General features: G+C 68.4%; 15 protein-coding genes. 4 read left to right on the top strand and 11 right to left on the bottom strand.

Translation table 11 applies throughout. The features are described 5' to 3' along the window. Positions 1–315: 315 nt before the first annotated feature. Together TNCT6_RS37650 and TNCT6_RS37645 are read left to right on the top strand one after the other, a co-directional pair. Positions 316–1,569 (top strand): cytochrome P450, encoded by a 1,254-nt coding sequence (locus TNCT6_RS37650; protein ID WP_141367653.1) that lies wholly within the window; start codon positions 316–318, stop codon positions 1,567–1,569. Between the two features lie 269 nt (positions 1,570–1,838). After that, positions 1,839–5,054 carry an alpha-L-rhamnosidase gene (locus TNCT6_RS37645; RefSeq protein WP_141367652.1) on the top strand — a complete coding sequence of 1,072 codons (3,216 nt, stop codon included), beginning with the start codon at positions 1,839–1,841 and terminating at the stop codon, positions 5,052–5,054. Between the two features lie 249 nt (positions 5,055–5,303). Here TNCT6_RS37645 and TNCT6_RS37640 read toward each other — a convergent pair whose 3' ends face one another. From TNCT6_RS37640 to TNCT6_RS37630, 3 genes are read right to left on the bottom strand one after another with little or no spacing between them, the layout of a single operon-like run. Next, complete coding sequence (locus TNCT6_RS37640) at positions 5,304–6,089, bottom strand: 3-oxoacyl-ACP reductase (protein ID WP_141367651.1); 786 nt, start codon at positions 6,087–6,089, stop codon at positions 5,304–5,306. A gap of 6 nt (positions 6,090–6,095) precedes the next feature. After that, entirely contained in the window at positions 6,096–7,523 is a 1,428-nt protein-coding gene (locus TNCT6_RS37635) for an aldehyde dehydrogenase (RefSeq protein ID WP_253266520.1), read from the bottom strand. A gap of 8 nt (positions 7,524–7,531) precedes the next feature. Next, positions 7,532–8,896 (bottom strand): glutamine synthetase family protein, encoded by a 1,365-nt coding sequence (locus TNCT6_RS37630; protein ID WP_141367650.1) that lies wholly within the window; start codon positions 8,894–8,896, stop codon positions 7,532–7,534. A 75-nt stretch (positions 8,897–8,971) separates the two neighbouring features. Here TNCT6_RS37630 and TNCT6_RS37625 point away from each other — a divergent pair, with 75 nt between their 5' ends. Together TNCT6_RS37625 and TNCT6_RS37620 are read left to right on the top strand one after the other, a co-directional pair. After that, entirely contained in the window at positions 8,972–9,715 is a 744-nt protein-coding gene (locus TNCT6_RS37625) for a FadR/GntR family transcriptional regulator (protein ID WP_141367649.1), read from the top strand. Positions 9,716–9,850: 135 nt separating this feature from the next. Next, positions 9,851–10,552, top strand: coding sequence for a gamma-glutamyl-gamma-aminobutyrate hydrolase family protein (locus TNCT6_RS37620; RefSeq protein ID WP_172633296.1), 702 nt, complete (start codon positions 9,851–9,853; stop codon positions 10,550–10,552). A 146-nt stretch (positions 10,553–10,698) separates the two neighbouring features. On the opposite strand, the gene TNCT6_RS37615 is transcribed toward TNCT6_RS37620, so the two are convergent. From TNCT6_RS37615 to TNCT6_RS37580, 8 genes are all read right to left on the bottom strand, one after another. Continuing rightward, a complete protein-coding gene (locus tag TNCT6_RS37615) occupies positions 10,699–11,391 on the bottom strand; it encodes a FadR/GntR family transcriptional regulator (RefSeq protein WP_253266519.1) in 693 nt (230 codons plus the stop codon). Between the two features lie 98 nt (positions 11,392–11,489). Beyond that, complete coding sequence (locus TNCT6_RS37610; protein ID WP_141367645.1) at positions 11,490–12,731, bottom strand: amidohydrolase family protein; 1,242 nt, start codon at positions 12,729–12,731, stop codon at positions 11,490–11,492. Beyond that, positions 12,732–13,436, bottom strand: coding sequence for an ABC transporter ATP-binding protein (locus tag TNCT6_RS37605; RefSeq protein WP_141367643.1), 705 nt, complete (start codon positions 13,434–13,436; stop codon positions 12,732–12,734). Then, positions 13,420–14,166, bottom strand: coding sequence for an ABC transporter ATP-binding protein (locus TNCT6_RS37600; RefSeq protein ID WP_141367641.1), 747 nt, complete (start codon positions 14,164–14,166; stop codon positions 13,420–13,422). The genes TNCT6_RS37605 and TNCT6_RS37600 overlap by 17 nt, the downstream gene beginning before the upstream one ends. Then, complete coding sequence (locus tag TNCT6_RS37595; RefSeq protein WP_141367639.1) at positions 14,163–15,284, bottom strand: branched-chain amino acid ABC transporter permease; 1,122 nt, start codon at positions 15,282–15,284, stop codon at positions 14,163–14,165. Before TNCT6_RS37595 ends, TNCT6_RS37600 begins: the two co-directional genes overlap by 4 nt. Before the next feature lie 9 nt (positions 15,285–15,293). Beyond that, a complete protein-coding gene (locus TNCT6_RS37590; RefSeq protein ID WP_216372882.1) occupies positions 15,294–16,223 on the bottom strand; it encodes a branched-chain amino acid ABC transporter permease in 930 nt (309 codons plus the stop codon). Positions 16,224–16,235: 12 nt separating this feature from the next. Continuing rightward, positions 16,236–17,423 (bottom strand): ABC transporter substrate-binding protein, encoded by a 1,188-nt coding sequence (locus TNCT6_RS37585; RefSeq protein ID WP_141367637.1) that lies wholly within the window; start codon positions 17,421–17,423, stop codon positions 16,236–16,238. Then, complete coding sequence (locus TNCT6_RS37580; protein WP_172633295.1) at positions 17,420–18,391, bottom strand: sugar phosphate isomerase/epimerase; 972 nt, start codon at positions 18,389–18,391, stop codon at positions 17,420–17,422. Before TNCT6_RS37580 ends, TNCT6_RS37585 begins: the two co-directional genes overlap by 4 nt. Positions 18,392–18,404 lie beyond the last annotated feature (13 nt).

Genomic DNA, 18,404 nt, shown 5'->3' with positions numbered 1-18,404 from the left:
ATCCACGGCACCGGTTCGGTTGGTCGGCGGTGACGGTGAACCAGTCGCGCACCACTGTCGCCGTACAAGTCAGCGGTTCAGTGTCAGGACAGTGACCCCATTCCGGCCCGGGCCACTAGCGGGGCGAGACCCATTCCGGCGGGCCCGCCGCCCACCACACAGCACGTGGTCCACCCCATCAGGCCCTTTCAGCGCGAATCACGGAGTCGCCATACTGGGACATATGCACTGAAGGTCTGCTGAATCCGCCGCGCAGTCCGTGGCGAACCCAGACGTTCCGTGAAGCAGCACTTCGACGTACTTCGGGAGACGACGATGAGCGAGCAGCCGCTCCTGCTTCCCTATGCCGATCCGGCCTTCGCGGCAAACCCGTTCCCGTTCTACCGACAGCTGTGCGAGGAGGGCCCGGTGCGGCGCGCGGTCATCGTCGGCGGCCTGGAGGCCTGGCTGGTCACGCGCTACGAGGACGGCCTCGCCGCGCTGCGCGACCCACGCCTGAGCAGCGACGTCCGCGACGCTTCGGACCCCCGGCTTCTGCGACAGCTGCCCGCGACGGAGCGTGAGTCCATGCTGAGCACCATGCTCCGGGCGGACCCGCCCGACCACGCCCGCCTGCGTCGCCTGGTCTCGAAGGCGTTCACCGCGCGCCGGGTGGCCGAGCTGCGGCCCCGTGTCCAGACCATCACCGACGGGCTGCTCGACACGATCGTGCCGGCCGGCTGCGCGGATCTCGTCGCCGGCCTCGCGCTGCCGCTACCGGTCGCCGTGATCAGCGAGCTGCTCGGGGTGCCCACGATGGACCGGTACGACTTCCAGCGGTGGACCGACGACATGATCCTCCGGGGTCCCGAGCTGCCCGACCCGGCCGTGGTCGACGGCGCCTGGCAGCACATGCGCGCGTACCTGATCAAGCTTCTGGAAGCCAAGCGAGCCAACGCCGGAGACGACCTGCTCAGCGCTTTGATCATCGCTCGGGACGAGGAGAAGCGGCTGGACGAGGACGAGCTGATCGCCATGGCGTTCCTGCTGCTGGTGGCCGGATACATCACCACGGTCAATCTGATCAGCGGCGGCATCGCCGCGCTGCTCGCCCATCCCGACCAGCTTCAGCTGCTGCGGCACGATCCGGCGCTGCTGCCGGACGCGATCGAGGAGTTCCTGCGCTATGACGGACCGGTAAACCCCGGCATCGCCCGCTTCGCGCGGGAGGACGTCGAGATCGCGGGCGTGAGGATCCCGCGCGGCGCCACCGTGCTGGTGGCCTCCGCCATCGCCGACCGGGATCCGGCGCGGTTCCCGGAACCCGATCGTCTGGACATCACCCGTCGGGACAACGCCCACCTCGCGTTCGGGCACGGAATCCACTACTGCCTGGGCGCCCCGCTGGCCCGGCTGGAGGGTCAGGTCGCCATCGGGAGTGCCCTGCGCCGCCTCCCCGGTCTCGCCTTGGCCGTACCGCCGGGCGAGCTGCGGTGGAGTTCAGGCGGTCTGCGCGGCCCCGAACGCCTGCCCGTCACGTTCACGCCCGGTTTCACGCCCGACGGCACGGGCCCGGCCGCTCCGGCGTAATCCGGACCAGGCTTGCCTGCCCGGCCGAGCAAAAGTTCGAGGTCTGGCGTGAGCTGATCGCCGGCCGCGCCCTGCGCGTGAACTCGTGATTGAAACCGTTCAATCACCTCGCGTCCACGTCACGCGCCGGCCTCGCTCGGAGTGGCAGCGGAACTTAGGACGCTTGCGAAAGTACCTGCACACCGATTGACCTTCACCTCGCCCGCCCTTACGTTACCCACACTCAACGCCACTGAATCGATTCACCCATTCCTGGACGAGGAGTCGTAGTGATCAGTAGGAGGAGTGTTCTGGCGGGAGCGGCCGCCACAGTCGCGGCGGCGACCTTGGACTCGGTACCGGCGGCGGCCGTGCCAGTGTCCGAACCTGCCCAGGCGCATGCGCACGCAGGGCACGACGGCCTGCGCGTCACGGCGCCGACCGTGGAGTACGTCCAGCACCCCCTCGGTCTCGATGCGCAACGCCCCCGGCTGAGCTGGCCGTTGACCGCCGACAAGCCCGGTATGCGTCAGAGCGCCTATCAGATCCGGGTCGCCACCAGCGCAACGGGCCTGCCCCGTCCGGACGTCTGGGACAGCGGGAAGGTCGCGTCCGGCGAGTCCGTCCTCGTACCGTACGCGGGTCCTGGGCTCGAACCCCGGACACGCTACTTCTGGTCCGTACGCGTATGGGACGCCGAGGGCCGGGCCTCCGGCTGGAGCGAGCCCTCGTGGTGGGAGACCGGCCTCATGGATGCCGGGGAGTGGACGGCCGACTGGATTTCGGCTCCGGCGAGCCTCACGGACGTGCCGTCCCTGGAGGGCAGTTCCTGGATCTGGTTCCCCGAGGGTGATCCGGCGAGCAGTGTTCCGGCGGTCACCCGTTGGTTCCGCGGGACCGCGGAGCTGCCCGACGGGATCACCGCGGCCACACTCGTCATCAGCGCGGACAACGTGTACGCCGTCTCCGTGAACGGAGTCGAGGTGGCCCGCACCGACCTGGAGACCGACAACGACGGCTGGCGCCGCCCGGCCGTCATCGACGTACTGGACCGGGTGCGCACCGGCGACAACGTTATCGCCGTCTCCGCCACCAACGCGTCCCCGGGCCCGGCGGGAGTCATCGCCGTTCTCACGGTCCGTACCGCTTCCGGCGAGCAGAGGACGGTCACCGACGCGTCCTGGAAGGCCACGGACCAGGAGCCTCCGGCCGACTGGCGCGGGCTCGGTTTCGACGACGGCGACTGGCCGGCGGCGAGGGTGGCGGCCCCGTGGGGCGGTGGGCCCTGGGGAAGGGTCGCCCCGGTGACGTACGCCGTCACCCAGGTGCGCCACGAGTTCCGGCTCCGGAGCCGGAAGGTGTCCCGCGCGCGGCTGTACGCCACGGCGCTCGGCCTCTACGAGGCTCACCTCAACGGCAGCCGTGTGGGCCGTGACCATCTCGCCCCCGGCTGGACCGACTACCGCACCCGCGTCCAGTACCAGACGTACGACGTCACCACGCTCCTGCGGCCCGGCGCCAACGCCATCGGGGTGTATCTCGCACCCGGATGGTACGCGGGCGACGTCGGCATGTTCGGTCCTCAGCAGTACGGCGAACACCCTTCGCTGCTGACGCAGTTGGAGGTGGAGTACGCGGACGGGACGAGTGAGCGCATCACATCGGGCCCCGCCTGGCGGGCCGCCTCCGGGGCGATCGTCGCCGCCGACCTCCATGGTGGCGAGACGTACGACGCGCGCAAGGAGACCCCCGGTTGGACCTCGCCCGGCTTCGACGACGGGAGCTGGTTCAGTGTGCGCGACGCCGGCGACATCGGCCCCGGCCTGATCGTCGCGCAGGAGGCCGGTCCGGTACGCGTGGCCGAGGAACTGACACCGAAGAAGGTGACCGAACCCAAGCCCGGTGTCTTCGTGTTCGACCTGGGCCAGAACATGGTCGGCTCGGTACGCCTGCGCGTGTCGGGCGCCGCGGGAAGCACCGTCCGGCTCAGACACGCCGAGGTACTCAACCCCGACGGCACCGTCTACACGGCGAACCTGCGGAGTGCGTCGGCGACCGACACGTACACCCTCAAGGGCCACGGGGAGGAGAGCTACGAGCCCCGCTTCACCGTCCACGGTTTTCGCTATGTCGAGGTGACCGGATTCCCCGGCACTCCCTCGCCGAGGGCCGTCACCGGGCGTGTCATGCATACGTCAGCACCGTTCACACTCGACTTCGAGACCGACGTTCCGATGCTCAACCAACTGCACCACAACATCACATGGGGGCTGCGCGGCAACTTCCTCTCCGTGCCGACGGACACGCCCGCGCGGGACGAGCGCCTGGGATGGACGGGAGACATCAACGTCTTCGCGCCCACCGCCGCCTACACGATGGAGTCGGCCCGCTTCCTCTCCAAGTGGCTCGTCGACCTCCGGGACGCCCAGACCGCGGAGGGCGCGTTCACGAACGTGGCACCGGATGTCGGCGGACTCGGCGGCGGCACCGCCGGCTGGGGCGACGCGGGCGTCACCGTCCCCTGGTCCCTCTACCAGGCATACGGCGACCGCCAGGTCCTGGCCGACGCCTGGCCGTCCGTCCAGGCCTGGCTGAGGTACCTGGAGAAGCACAGCGACCGGCTCCTGCGCCCGGCTGAGGGATACGGCGACTGGCTGAACGTCGACGACGAGACCCCCAAGGACGTCATCGCCACCGCGTACTTCGCGCACAGCGCCGACCTCGCGGCTCGGATGGCCACGGAGCTCGGCAAGGACCCCGCCTCGTACCTCGACCTCTTCGGACGAGTACGCGAGGCGTTCCGGAACGCCTACGTCACCTCCGACGGCAGGGTCAAGGGCGACACACAGACGGCTTATGTCCTCGCACTGTCGATGGACCTGATGCCGGACGGGTTGCGGAAGGCCGCGGCCGACCGGCTCGTCGCCCTGATCGAGGCCAGGGACTGGCACCTCTCGACAGGTTTCCTCGGCACGCCCCGGCTGCTGCCCGTCCTGACCGACACGGGGCACACCGACGTCGCGTATCGCCTGTTGCAGCAGCGCTCGTTCCCCAGTTGGGGCTACCAGATCGACAGGGGCTCCACGACGATGTGGGAACGCTGGGACTCCATACGGCCCGACGGCGGTTTTCAGGACCCGGGCATGAATTCCTTCAACCACTACGCCTACGGCTCGGTGGGAGAGTGGATGTACGCGAACATCGCCGGCATCTCGGCGGGCCGGGCCGGCTACCGCGAGATCGTCATCCGCCCCCGTCCGGGCGGAGCCGTCACCTCCTCCCGTGCCACGTTCACCTCGGTCTACGGGCCCGTCTCCACACGATGGCGGCAGCAGGCCGGCCGCTTCACCCTGACCTGCACGGTGCCGCCCAACACGACCGCCGAAGTGTGGATCCCCGCGTCCGCCCCGGAGGCGGTCACTCACACTCAGGGGACGTTCCTGCGCCAGAAGGACGGCTGCACGGTCTATCAGGTCGGCTCCGGCACGCACCACTTCACCGTCTGACCGTCCCGCAGACCCACAGGCGATCAGGCGTGCCCGCCTCGCGAGGTCGGCAGGTCGTCCGATGAGACAGTCAGTGCTGCCTCATCGGACGACACCCGCCGACCTCGCCTGCTGCGCAGGACGGTGCCGTCGTCACCCCGGGCACGCCGCACTCCCGTGAAGGTGAGCCGCTCCAGCGGGATCCGCATGCTGGACGGCTCCGAACTTTCCGGCCTGGACTCTCTACGAGATGACGTTCAGTGAAGGGGACTACAGCGGCGTGACGTAGGCGCCCGAGATCCCGCCGTCCACGAGGAAGTCGGTGGCGTTGACGAAGGACGAGTCGTCGCTCGCGAGGAACGCGACCGCGGCCGCGATCTCGTCGGCCTCCGCGAACCGCCCGACCGGGATGTGCACGAGGCGTCGCGCCGCCCGCTCCGGGTCCTTCGCGAACAGCTCCTGGAGAAGCGGGGTGTTGACGGGCCCCGGGCAGAGCGCGTTCACGCGGATCCCCTCGCGGGCGAACTGCACGCCCAGCTCGCGCGACATGGCGAGCACGCCGCCCTTGGACGCGGTGTAGGAGATCTGCGAGGTGGCGGCGCCCATGACGGCCACGAACGACGCGGTGTTGATGATGGAACCGCGGCCCTGACGCTGCATATAGGGGATGGCGGCCTTGCAGCACAGGTACACCGAGGTCAGGTTGACCTCTTGGACCCGCCTCCAGGCGTCCAGGCCGGTCTCCAGGATCGAGTCGTCGTCCGGCGGCGAGATGCCCGCGTTGTTGAAGGCGATGTCGACGGAGCCGTAGGTGTCGAACGCGATCTTGAACAGCGCCTCGACCTGCTCGGTGTCGGTCACGTCCACCTTCACGAAGGTGCCCCCGACCTCGTCGGCGGCTGCCTTGCCCGCGGTGTCGTCGATGTCGCCGCAGACGACGTTCGCGCCCTCGGAGGCGAGGCGGCGCGCGGTGGCGAGGCCGATGCCGCTGCCCGCACCGGTGATGACGGCGGTACGGCCGACGAGGCGGCGGCAGACGTTGCTGGTGTCGGTCATGAGTGCTCAGCCCTCCGTGCTGTTCGTGCTGGTGGAAACGCTGCTGATGAAGACGTTCTTGGTCTCGGTGAAAGCGGCGAGCGCGTCCGGGCCGAGTTCGCGGCCGAGCCCCGACTGCTTGTAGCCGCCGAACGGGGTCCAGTAGCGAACGCTGGAGTGGGAGTTGACGGAGAGGTTCCCGGCCGCGACGGCGCCGGACACGCGCAGCGCACGGCCCACGTCCCGTGTCCAGATCGATCCGGACAGGCCGTACTCGGTCGCGTTGGCGAGCCGTACCGCGTCGGCCTCGTCCTCGAAGGGCAGGACGACGGCGACCGGGCCGAAGACCTCTTCGGCGGCGATGGGCGCGGCCGGGTCGACGTCGGTGACGAGGGTCGGCGGGAACCAGAAGCCGGGCCCTTCGGGCGCGCTGCCGCGGATCGCCTTCAGGTCGTCGCTGACATACGACCGTACGCGCTCCAGCTGGACCTTCGAGATCAGCGGGCCCATCTGGGTGCGCTCGTCGCTCGGGTCGCCGACAACGACGGACTCGATGGCGGGCGTGAGCAGGTCCAGGAAGCGGTCGTAGACCGAGCGCTGGACGAGGATGCGGGTGCGGGCGCAGCAGTCCTGCCCGGCGTTGTCGAGGAACGACATGGGCGCGGCGGCGGCCGCGGCCTCGATATCGGCGTCGGCGAAGACGATGTTGGGGCTCTTGCCGCCGAGTTCGAGGGTCACACGCTTCACGCGAGCGGCGCACTTGGCCATGATCGCCTTGCCCACGCGGGTGGATCCGGTGAACACGATCTTGGCGACGCCGGGGTGCTCGACGAGTGCGTTGCCCGCCACGTCGCCCGCGCCGGGCAGCACCTGGAAGAGGTGTTCCGGAAGGCCTGACTCCAGGGCGAGTTCGGCGAGCCGGCGGGCGGTCAGCGGGGTCGTCTCCGCGGGTTTGAGGAGGACGGCGTTGCCGGCCGCGAGTGCGGGTGCGGTCCCCCACGCGGCGATCGGCATCGGGAAGTTCCACGGCGCGATGACACCGACGACCCCGAGGGGTTCGAGGATCGTGATGTCGAGTCCGCCGGGGACGGGGATCTGGCGCCCGGACAGGCGTTCCACTCCCCCGGCGGCGAAGTCGAGCAGATCGCGGGCGTTGCCCGCCTCCCAGCGCGCGTTGCCGATGACATGCCCGGCCTCGCGCACCTCCAACTGCGCAAGTTCTTCGAGGTGTTCGTCGACGGTGGCGGCGAAGCGGCGCAGCAGCCTGGCCCGGTCGGCGGGCGCGAGGGCGGCCCAGCGGGTCTGGGCCACAGCCGCGCGGGCGACGGCCGCGTCGACGTCCTCGGGAGTGGCGGCGGGGACGGTCGCGATGACTTCTTCCGTCGCCGGGTTCAGTACCTGGTGCTCGTGCACGTACGTGTCCCTGTCCTCGTGGTCCTTGTGCTCGTACGACAAGAAGGGCCTCACATGCGTTCGAAGGAGCGGCGGAGTTCCCAGTCGGTGACCGCGGCGTCGAAGGCGTCGAGTTCGACGCGGGCCATGTTGCGGTAGTGCGCGACCACTTCGTCACCGAAGGCGGCCTTGGCGATCGGGCTGTTCTCCCAGAGCTCGGCGGCCTCGCGCAGGGTGCTGGGGACGTGTTCGTAGCGGGCGGTGTAGGCGTTGCCCGGACATTCGTCGGGCAGCTCCAGCCGCTGCTCGATACCGTGGAGACCCGCGGCGATCAGGCCGGCGACCGCGAGATGCGGGTTGACGTCTCCGCCGGGCAGCCGGTTCTCGAAGCGCAGCGACCGGCCATGGCCGACGACGCGCAGCGCGCAGGTGCGGTTGTCGTATCCCCAGGCGACGGCGGTCGGCGCGAAGGAGCCGGGCTGGAAGCGCTTGTAGGAGTTGATGTTGGGGGCGTAGAGGAGGGAGAAGTCCCGCAGCGCGGCCAGTTGCCCGGCGAGGAAGTGCCGCATCACGGGGGACATTCCGCCGGGTCCGTCCCCGGCCATGAGGCTGTTGCCGTCCGCGTCGGCGAGGGACAGGTGGATGTGGCAGGAGTTCCCCTCGCGCTCGTTGTACTTCGCCATGAAGGTGAGGGCGTAGCCCTCCTGTGCGGCGATCTCCTTGGCCCCGGTCTTGTAGACGGCGTGCTGGTCGCAGGTGACCAGGGCATCGTCGTAGCGGAACACGATCTCGTGCTGGCCGGGATTGCACTCGCCCTTCGCGGATTCGACGGTCAGGCCCGCCGCGCTCATCTCGTTGCAGATGCGGCGCAGCAGCGGCTCGATGCGGCCGGTGCCGAGGACCGAGTAGTCGACGTTGTACTGATTGACCGGGGTGAGGTTCTGGTAACCGGCGTCCCAGGCCTGTTCGTACGAGTCCTTGAAGACGATGAACTCGAGCTCCGTGCCGACGTTGGCCGTGTAGCCGAGGTCGGCGAGCCGTTCGAGCTGGCGGCGCAGGATCTGGCGGGGCGCGGCCACGACCGGTGATCCGTCCTCCCAGGCGAGGTCGGCCATCAGCATCGCGGTGGCTCGGTTCCAGGGCACCCGGCGCAGGGTGGCGAGGTCGGGGAGCATCGCGAAGTCGCCGTAGCCGCGGTCCCAGGAGGACATCTCGTAGCCTTCGACGGTGTTCATCTCCGCGTCGACGGCGAGGAGGTAGTTGCAGCACTCCGTGCCGTGCCGGAGCACTTCGTCGAGGAAGAAGCGTGCGGCGAACCGCTTGCCCTGGAGCCGCCCTTGCATATCGGGGAAGGCGAGGACAACAGTATCAATCTCGCCGCTCGCGACGAGGGCGCGAAGCTCCTCGACGCTGAGCGGGGGTGTGCGGTCTGCCACGGGAAAGCCTCCTTCGGTCAGCCGAGACCTATAAGGTATTGCCGAGAACCATTGCTTGGGAAGGGGTGCGGTCGGATGTCGCAGACGGACGCGGGCGAGGGTGCCTTCACGGACGACCCGCTGACTCCGGTGCTGCGGCCGGTGCGGGCGGGGAACGGTTTCGAGGAGGCTCTTGAGCAGATACTCCAGGTCGTACGGCTGGGCCTGGTGCCCGGCGGCGAGCGGCTGCCGTCGGAGCGGGAGCTGGCGGACCGGCTCGGCATCAGCCGGGTGACGCTGCGCGAGGTGCTGAAGGTCCTCCAGGACCAGGGTCTGGTGGAGTCGCGGCGCGGCCGCTACGGCGGAACGTTCGTCCTGCCGAAGGCGGCCGCCCCCGGCGAGGACGAGCTGCGCCGCCGCATCGAGGAGGTCGACGTCGAGGATGTCCTGCGGTTCCGGGAGGTGCTGGAAGTGGGCGCGGCCGGGCTGTGCGCGGCGCACGGGCTCACCGCCGAGCAGGCGGAGCGGCTGCGGGACGCGCTCGCCCGCACGCACGACGCGCCGCTCACCGAGTACCGCCGGCTCGACACGCTGCTGCACCTCACACTCGCCGAGCTGTCCGGATCGCCGACGCTCACCGCGCAGTACGCGGCCGTACGCGCGACCGTGAACGACCTGCTGGACTGCATACCGCTGCTGGTGCGGAACCTGGAGCACTCGCAGCGCCAGCACATCGCCCTGGTCGAGGCCGTGCTGGACGGGGACGTCGACGGCGCCCGGGAGATGATGCGCGAGCACTGCGCGGGCACGGCCGCGTTGCTGCGCGGCTTCCTGACGTGAGCGGACGGTTCACGGCAACGTCACGCACGGGGCTTGATTTCCCGCCACCGTCGACACAAAGGTATGAATCCGTTCCATGGAGCGCTTTGTGGCGCTCGCGGCGGCGCAAGCCGCGTGGGAACGCGACTGAGGACCATGAAGGAGCACACAGTGGGCGAGCCGCTCATCGGCGTCAGCACCTATCTGGAGTCCCGGGCGTCCTGGGGGGTCTGGGAGCTGCCCGCGGCGCTGCTGCCCGCCGTCTACCCGCGGCTGGTGCAGGCCGCGGGCGGGCTCGCGGTCATGCTGCCACCGGACGATCCGTCCCACGCAGCGTCGGTGGTCGCCCGCCTCGACGGGCTGGTCGTCGCGGGCGGCCCGGACGTCGAGCCGGAGCGCTACGGCGCCGAGCGCGAGCCGCGCACCGGGCCGCCCGCGCGGGAGCGTGACGCCTGGGAACTCGCCCTGATCCGGGCGGCGTTGGACTCGGGCACGCCTCTGCTCGGCATCTGCCGCGGCATGCAGCTGCTGAACGTCGAGCTCGGCGGCACCCTCGTCCAGCACATCGACGGCCACACCGAGGACGTCGGCGTCTTCGGCTCCCACCCGGTGACCCCGGTGGCGGGCACGCGGTACGCGGCCGTGGTACCGGAGAAGACGTGCGTCCCGACGTACCACCACCAGGCGGTGGACCGCCTGGGCGAGGGCCTGCGTACCTCGGCCCGTGCGACGGACGGCACGGTGGAGGCGGTGGAACTGCCCGGCGACCGTTTCGTGCTGGGCGTGCAGTGGCACCCGGAGATGGGCGAGGACGTACGGGTGATGGCCGCGCTGGTGCGCGCGGCGTCGGAGGGCTGAGTCCGGGCGCCGGGCCCCCACGCGTCAACGCGAGCAGGTCGCGCGCCGAAGCCCGTGGGCCGGTGTGCCCCGCTGACGGCCGCGGCCTTCACCGCCCTGGTCGACGACAGCTCGACGAACTCTCCGGTGGAACAGTGGTGCCGGGTTCAGCTGTCCTGATTCCCTCTCCCGTGCTCGCTCCCGGTCTCGACCTCCCAAATGCTGGCATCGACGAGGCCGAACGCGGTGTCAACGGCCTTGTCGACCTCTCGATCGCGGATCGCTCTGAACAGTTCCTTGTGCAGCGCCTCGCCGCCCGCGGCTTCCTCAGTCTCAAGGCATGAGCCTCGACGCATGGCTTCGGCCAACGTGCCGACCAGGCTGCCGTACAGGTCCGAAAGGACCGGGTTGTGTGTTGCCACGGCCACTTTCAGATGAAAGGCGACATCAGCGGCGACGAACGCCTCGACATCGCGCGTGGCGAAGGCTTCCACTCGCGCCTCGAGGTCGGCCGTCATGCCGCGCAGATCACGCTCGGTACGGTTGAGCGCCGCGAGCCGCGCGGCAGCGACGTCGAGCGCGTACCGAACCTGCAGAACGTGCTCCTGCCTGGCCTTCTCCAACCGCCGGCGCAGCGCCACGTCGGTCACGTCCGTGGCAACGACGAAGGTCCCGTCTCCTTGGCGGGTGGCCAGGAGGCCGGCATGCACCAGTGACTGCACACCTGCGCGAACGGACACACGGCTCACGCCCAGCAGGTTGACCAGCTCCGACTCCGGCGGAATCCGGTCGCCGACCTTCCAGCGACCCGCCTTGATCTCCGCATGGAGTTCGTTGACCACAATGTCGACGAGTGACATCCGCGAAGCCCTCTGCATGGTCAACCTTTCCTCTGTGTGAGACGTCCGTTGAATTCACGTGTGCGCCAGGCTAGCCAACTGTTGCTTGCCTCTTGGACTCAGCTTCGGACCATCCTGGCGGTGGTCTCCCGGTGGGCGACCACTCGGCCCCTCTTGAGGGTGGTGCGCGTACCGGGGGCGCCTCGCATGACGTCGCTGAGGTTGTCCGCACTGAACATCACGAGATCCGCGTCATTGCCCGGAGCGATGCCGTAGCCGCCGAGGCCGAGGTAGGCCGCCGCTCGGTCGGTCACCATGGCGAAGCCGTCGAGCACTTCTTGGTCGGTGCGCAGACCAGCGGCCAGGCACGTGATCCGGCTCGTCTCCACGGGGTCGAGGTTCCCGAAGCGGAACCACATGTCGTGCAGGTTGTCGGTTCCGGCGGCCACATTCACGCCGGCGGCCAGCAGTTCCTTGGGACGCGAGCTTCCTCGACCGCGCGGTGTGACGTCTCCCCCGACGAGCTGAAGGTTGCCGATCGGGCAAATACAGATCTGAATGCCCGCCCGGGCGACCTGCTCGATGACACGGTGGGCGAGGTCGTCCGGGTACGCCGCGAGCGCACAGCAGTGCACAGCGTTCACTCGGCCCTGCCAACCATGGGCGAGGGTTCGCTCCGCGATCAGTTCCAGCGCGCGCCTGCTGGGGTCCTCGTCCATGTCGGCGTGCAGGTCGAGGTCGACGTCGAACTCCGCCGCAAGCTCGAACAACTGGTCCAGATGGGCACGGTGGAGGGCCGGGTCGCCCTCGTTGTCGGGACCGCCTCCCAGGACGTCCGCCCCCATGGTGAGCGCCTCCCGGAGCAGGTCAAGGGCACCAGGATCGCGGACGACTCCTTCTTGGGGGAAGGCGACGATCTGGAGGTCGACCACGTCGTGAAGCTCCGCCTTGACCTTGAGGATGCCCTGGAGGCCCGCCAGTCCGATGGCGGAGTCGACGTCCACCTGTGCTCGAATCGCTCCGACCCCGCTCGTGACGGCGGCCTCGATGCCCCGCCTGGCCCGATCGGTGACGTCGTCGACCGTGAAGGCTGCCTTTATACGTGCGCCGACGGCCAGGGAGTCGACTGGGGAACCCTGTCCCATGGGTCCCACCCGGGGGAACGTCAGGGCCTTGTCCGGATGGAAGTGCGCGTCGACGAAGGACGGCGTCACCAAACCGCCCTGAGCGTCGAGTGCATCGGTGGCACTGCCCCCTTCCCCGGCCGGCGTGATGCGGCGGATGCGGCCTGCCTCGATTTCGATGTCGTGCTGACCCGGCTCGTTGACGAAACGGGCGTTCTTCACCACGACGGAGTTCATTCAGCCTCCCAGGTAAAGCGAGATCAGGTCGGTCCGGCTCAGGATCGCGTCACGGCTGCCCTGGTCGGCGATCCTGCCGAGCCTGAGCACGTAGGTGAAGTCGGCGAGTTCGATGGCTCGCGTCGCGTTCTGTTCCACGAGCAGCACGGTCACGCCTCGGTCACGAAGCCCGTCGATGACGTCGAAGACCAGGTCGACCACTTGGGGAGCGAGACCGAGCGACGGCTCGTCGAGGAGCAGTACGCGGGGGTTGGACAGCAGGGCCCGCGCGATGGCGAGTTGCTGCTGCTCGCCTCCGGAGAGCTTCCCCGCCGAGGACTTGAGGTATTTCCGGAGCACCGGGAACTGCTCCAGCACCTCCTCGGTGGCTTCCCTGGCGCTGCCACGGTCGCCGCGTCCCAATGTGCCCAGATGGAGGTTCTCCTCGACCGTGAGGCTCGCGAAGATCTCGCGGCCCTCGGGAACCAGTGCGATCCCTCTGCGTACGACGGTCTCGGGCGGCAGCCGCGACAGCTGTTCTCCGTCGAGTTCAACGCTGCCGCTCTCCGCCTTCACCAGACCGGAAATCGCCGCCAGTGTCGATGACTTGCCGGCGCCATTGACTCCGACGAGGGCGATGACCTTGCCCTCGGGAACCTCGAGCGACACGCGGTCGACGGCGGTGACCGCGCCGTATCGGACCGTCAGGTCATTCACCCTGAGCATGTGGCACCTCCACGGGGCGTCCGAAGTACGCACGCTGTACCTCGGGGTTGAGCTTGATCTCTTCGGGGGTGCCCACAGCAAGGGTCCTGCCGAAGTCGAGCACGTGGATTCGCTGACTGACGGACATGACGACATGCATGTCGTGCTCGATCAGAAGGAGCCCGACTCCGAATTCCGCGGGCATCATCCTGAGGAGCTCGACGAGGTCCGCACTCTCGCTGTCGTTGAGGCCGGCGGCCGGTTCGTCGAGGAGGATGAACCGTGGTCGTGTCGCAAGGGCCCGGGCGATGCCGAGCCGCCTTGCCGCGCCGTACGGCAGGGCGCGGGCCTCCGTGCGCGCCCAGTTCGTCAGGTGAGCGGACTCGAGGAGAGAGGTGGCCAGGCGCAGTCCGTCGGCCGTCCTCCGTCCGGTGCCGAGGGCCCCGAGCAGGATGTTGTCCAGAACGGACAGTTCGGGAAAGAGCCGCACGTTCTGGAAGGTCCGGACCAGGCCTTCCTTGGCGCGGCGTGCGGGCCCACGGCGTGTGAGGTCGGTGCTGTTGAGCCAGACCCGCCCCGTGGTGGGGTTCTGGTAGCCGGAGAGCACGTTGACCAATGTGGTCTTCCCGGCCCCGTTGGGCCCGATCAGACCCAGGATTTCGCCCTGGGCGAGCTCGAGGTCGACGTCCTGGAGCGCCTTGACTCCGGCGAAATGCACGCTGACCGCTTCCGTGCGAACCGTGGCGTTCATGCCTTTGCCTCCGCGTCGCTGTTGCTCCTGGTCTCGTCGGCATGCCGGCTCGCTGCATCGTCGCGGCGCCGGACAAGGCCTCGGACCGGACGCCACAGGGAACTCGTACCCATGTGCAGGATCTCCCGTCCTTCGGTCAGGCCTCGGGGCCGCAACAGGAGCACCAGGAGAAGGACCACGGCGGTGCCGAGCTGCTGCAGCCCGTCGAACCGCGGGATCGCCACCCCTCCGACTTCGACGCCTCGTTCGACCATGCGAAGCAACTCGCGCAGCGCGGAGACGAAGATCGCTCCGAGGACTGCGCCCGACAGGGATGTCACACCACCGACGACGAGCATGGCCAGCATGATCAGCGTGATCGAGAGGTAGAACGCGTCCGGGTTGAACGACCCAAGGTACATGGCCATCAGCGAGCCGGAGATCCCGGTGAGGAAGGCACTCAGGGTGAAGGCGCCCAGCCTTTCCCAGAGCACGTCGATGCCGATCGACCTGGCGGCGACCTCGTCCTCTCTGGAAGCCCTCAACCGCAGGCACAACCGGGTCTGGGCGAATGCCCAGGCCACCAGGATGGAGAACAGGACCCAGGGCAGGACGGTGAGCGAGTTGGTTGTCTGTGGGACGCCGAAGACACCGCTGACGCCACCGGTGACCTTGCGAGTGTTCGACGCGATGACATACACGATCGAGAGCAGGGCGAAGGTGGACAGACCTGCTGCGAGGCCGTTGAGTCGCATCAGCACCAGACCCACGGTGAACGCGACGACCGCCGCCGCGAGTCCTCCCAGCAGGACGGCCAGAAACGGTGTCGTCTGAGGGCCCGGCAGGTCGGGAAGCATCGCCTGTTTGGTGGCCGCCGGAACCCTGACGGCCGCCGTCACATACGCACCGATGGCGAGGAACGCGGCGTGCCCGAACGAGGCCACGCCGGAATTCCCGATGAAGACGTGCAGACCGACAACGGCGATCAGGCTCACCATACCGAGCGCGACTGCTCGATTGAGTGAGTCGTTGCCAAGGGCGACCGAGCCGTAGACGGCGATGGTCACGATGGCGCACAGTGCCACCAGTGTCGTGAGTGGGACAAGTGGCTGCCGCTTGATACTGGTCGGATTGGGCATCTGCGCTCCTTAGACTCGCTGCTCCGTCGCGACTGCCCGCAACAGTCCGTTCGGCCGTGCGACCAGCACGAGAAGCAGGGCGCCGAACACGAATGCGTCACGGTAGGAACGGGGGCCCACCGGCAGGAGGGCCTGGAAGGCGACCGTCAGGCCGGCCAGGAGGTACGAACCGAGCACGGCCCCGCTCAACCGCCCGAGACCACCGATGATGTTCGCGACGAAGGCCGCGAACACGGGTGTCACACCCATGACCGGCGAAGTCAGACCGGTGCGGGTGACCATCATGACCGCGCCGAACGCGGCCAGCAGACCACTGATCGCGAACGCAGTGGCGATGACCCGGTTGGCGGGAACACCCAGGCAGCGGGCCATCCGGAAGTTCTCGGCCGACGCACGCATCTGGATCCCCAGCGACGACCGGGTCAGGAACAGGGTCAAAGCCGCGAGGCTGAGGAAGGTGACCATGATCGTGGCGGCGTCGAGCTTGCCGATGGAGACCCCGAAGACATTGAACGAGGAACCGAGAGCGGGGAGTAGCAGAGTGCCCTGGGGCAGCGCCCCGAACATGACGATGAACAGGTTCTGCAAGAAGAAGCTCACCGCGAACGACGTGATCAGCAACGTGTCGTCCTTGGCACCTCGGACGGGCCGGAACGCGAGCCGCTCCATCAGGACGGCCGCGATCAACGCAGCCACACAGGCCGCGGCCAGCCGGAGAGGCAGAGGCCAGCCGTCGAGCAGCAGCAGGGTGAAGCCGGCGATCATGATGAGTTCGCCGTGCGCGAAATTGATGAGCCTGGCGATGCCGAAGACAACGGCGATACCCAACGAGTACAGGGCGTAGAGGCTGCCGAGGCTCAATGTGTCCACAACGTACTGGAGTATCTGGGTCACAACTTCTCCGTCCTTCCGCGTGGGCCGAGTTGGCGCCCGGCCCACGCGAATGCGTTTCTAGTTGCCCGCGGTTTTGACTGTGGTCACGAACTTCGGACGCCCGTTCACGACCTGCAGGATGCGGTACTCCCGCGTTCGGTCCATGTGGAAGTCCTTGTCGAAGGTGAGGGGAATGCCCACGTCCTCGTGCTTGAACGAGTTGAGCGCCGCGGCCACCTTGTCGCCGTCGGTGGAACCGGCCTTCCGCATGGCCGCCGCGATGGCCTTCACCGCGATGTAGCCGGTGACACCGAACTGGTTCTGCGGTTGGCTGCCCTGCGCCTTCGCCAGATCCTTGACGAGCTTGTTGACACCAGGAGCCGGGTCATCACCCCAGACCGAGGCCCAGTCCACCGTGTAGACACCGGACAGGTTCGGCATGGAGTTCTTGAACCAGAAGTCTCCGTCCATTCCGTTGCTCGAGATCAACGGCGAGTCGATGCCCGCATCGCGGAGCTGCTTGACCATCAACGCGCCACCAGGAGGAAAGGAGCAGTTGGCGATGATGCCCGGCTGCCGGGCGGCCGACTTCATCCGGGTGATCTGGGCACCGAGCGAGGTGTCCTTGTTGTTGAACGTGTCGCTCCCGAGGATCCTGCCGCCGAGCTCTTTGAACCGTGTCTTGAAGCCGTCGCAGAGCTCCTGGCTGAAGTCCGAGATGGTGTCGACCATGAGGTAGGCGTCCTTGATCCCCTTGTCGTGGGCGAACTGTGCCATCGCCGCACCGTCCGAGGTCGCCGTAGTGCCGACGTTGTAGACGAGCGGACCGAACTTCGCCCACTGGGTGCTGCCACCCCCGACCGACATCGCGATCTTGCCGGCACCTTGGATGACCTGCGCGGCTCCTCCGCCGTAGTTGAGGTCCACGGGAACAAGGGAAGCGACCGCTCCATCGTCGAGGATCGCCTGTCCGGCACGCGCGCTCTCGTTGATGTCCGACTTGTTGTCCTCGGTGACCAGCTTGAGCCGGCGGCCGTTGACTCCCCCAGCCGCATTGATCTCCTTGACGGCCAGTTTGGCGCCGTCGAGGGCCGGCTTCTCGTACGGGGCGAACACACCGCTCATGCCGCCGATGAAACCGATGGTGATCGGCCCGGTCCCGTCGTGGTTGCTCGAGGCGGTATCCGTGCTCATGGTGCAGGCCGACAGCGCGAGGCAGAGAGTGACCATCACCCCCGCCGCACGCTTGCGCGTTCCACGAATCATCCTTGTACTCCCTCATAGGTGCCACCGCCGCCAAGGGGGCGGCCGGTCTCTCGCCCGTCCGCCGTCGTGCGGTCGGTCCTGCTGCTTTCTGCGAGCACAAGGCGGAGGTGATCCGCGCTGAGCCGAAGGTGTTCCAAGAACTCCCGCTCCCCTCGCGCTTGTGGCTCCGGGGAGAGCTGCAACCACGTCCCGTCCCCGTCCTGACGGGCACCGCGCACCGCCTCGGCCACGAGCGCGAGCACTCCGGCCGGCTCGAGATCGGGATGCGCGCCGACCCAGATGGGGTCGAAGACTTCGATGTCGAACTGGCCCCTGTGCTGTTCGACAGTGAGGTTCGGCGGTTCCGCCAGCGCGCCGAGTACGTCGATGACCTCGGCCCAGTCGGTGATGCCACCGCCGCATGGCGCCAGATGCCGTCTCAGACCGGTTTTCGTCAGGCTGAGGGTCACGTCCTCGAGCTGCGTCTGGCGCACGTACGGCCCGAGCTGTTCGAGCACATGCAGCGGGTGCTCGCCCCGTACGACGGCGTTGGCCAGGTCGAAGGTCACGCCCACCACGTCCGGGCCCACGGCCTGCACCACCCGAAGCACATCGGTGGACGTGAGGTCCTCGTGCGTCTCCAGGTTGAGGTGCGCATGTGCGTTCCGTGCTTTCGCGGCGAGCCCCGTGAGGAGCGTGACCACGCCGTCCAGCTGAGCCGCGAACGAGTGCCCGGGGTCGAAGCGATCGAGCTTCGTGTAGGCCGTGATCTCGGTGCTGCCCAGGACCAGACAGGCATCGAGCAGTGACTCGGCCTCGACCGCCGGGATCACACGGTCCGGTGTCGCGATGGCACCGATGCCGACTTCGAGGTACAGGCCGAGATCGGCCGCCAAGTCACGTATCTCCACCAGTTCATGACGATCCAGCCGGCTGCTCACCAGGAGGGGAGTCGCGAACGCGACGCCGTCCAGGCCTTCCTCGGCCACGCGATGCAGGGTG

Source organism: Streptomyces sp. 6-11-2, from assembly GCF_006540305.1.
Lineage (GTDB): Bacteria > Actinomycetota > Actinomycetes > Streptomycetales > Streptomycetaceae > Streptomyces.
Note: the sequence above shows the minus strand (reverse complement) of the source record. Positions and strands in the feature narration are given on the sequence as shown.

What these genes read in the sequence shown, in the direction of transcription:
- TNCT6_RS37620 (WP_172633296.1), top strand. Translation starts at nt 9,851, where the DNA reads ATGAAGGAGCACACAGTGGGCGAGCCGCTCATCGGCGTCAGCACCTAT.
- TNCT6_RS37615 (WP_253266519.1), bottom strand. Translation starts at nt 11,391, where the DNA reads ATGTCACTCGTCGACATTGTGGTCAACGAACTCCATGCGGAGATCAAG.
- TNCT6_RS37600 (WP_141367641.1), bottom strand. Translation starts at nt 14,166, where the DNA reads ATGAACGCCACGGTTCGCACGGAAGCGGTCAGCGTGCATTTCGCCGGA.
- TNCT6_RS37585 (WP_141367637.1), bottom strand. Translation starts at nt 17,423, where the DNA reads ATGATTCGTGGAACGCGCAAGCGTGCGGCGGGGGTGATGGTCACTCTC.
- TNCT6_RS37640 (WP_141367651.1), bottom strand. Translation starts at nt 6,089, where the DNA reads ATGACCGACACCAGCAACGTCTGCCGCCGCCTCGTCGGCCGTACCGCC.
- TNCT6_RS37605 (WP_141367643.1), bottom strand. Translation starts at nt 13,436, where the DNA reads ATGCTCAGGGTGAATGACCTGACGGTCCGATACGGCGCGGTCACCGCC.
- TNCT6_RS37625 (WP_141367649.1), top strand. Translation starts at nt 8,972, where the DNA reads ATGTCGCAGACGGACGCGGGCGAGGGTGCCTTCACGGACGACCCGCTG.
- TNCT6_RS37595 (WP_141367639.1), bottom strand. Translation starts at nt 15,284, where the DNA reads ATGCCCAATCCGACCAGTATCAAGCGGCAGCCACTTGTCCCACTCACG.
- TNCT6_RS37610 (WP_141367645.1), bottom strand. Translation starts at nt 12,731, where the DNA reads ATGAACTCCGTCGTGGTGAAGAACGCCCGTTTCGTCAACGAGCCGGGT.
- TNCT6_RS37650 (WP_141367653.1), top strand. Translation starts at nt 316, where the DNA reads ATGAGCGAGCAGCCGCTCCTGCTTCCCTATGCCGATCCGGCCTTCGCG.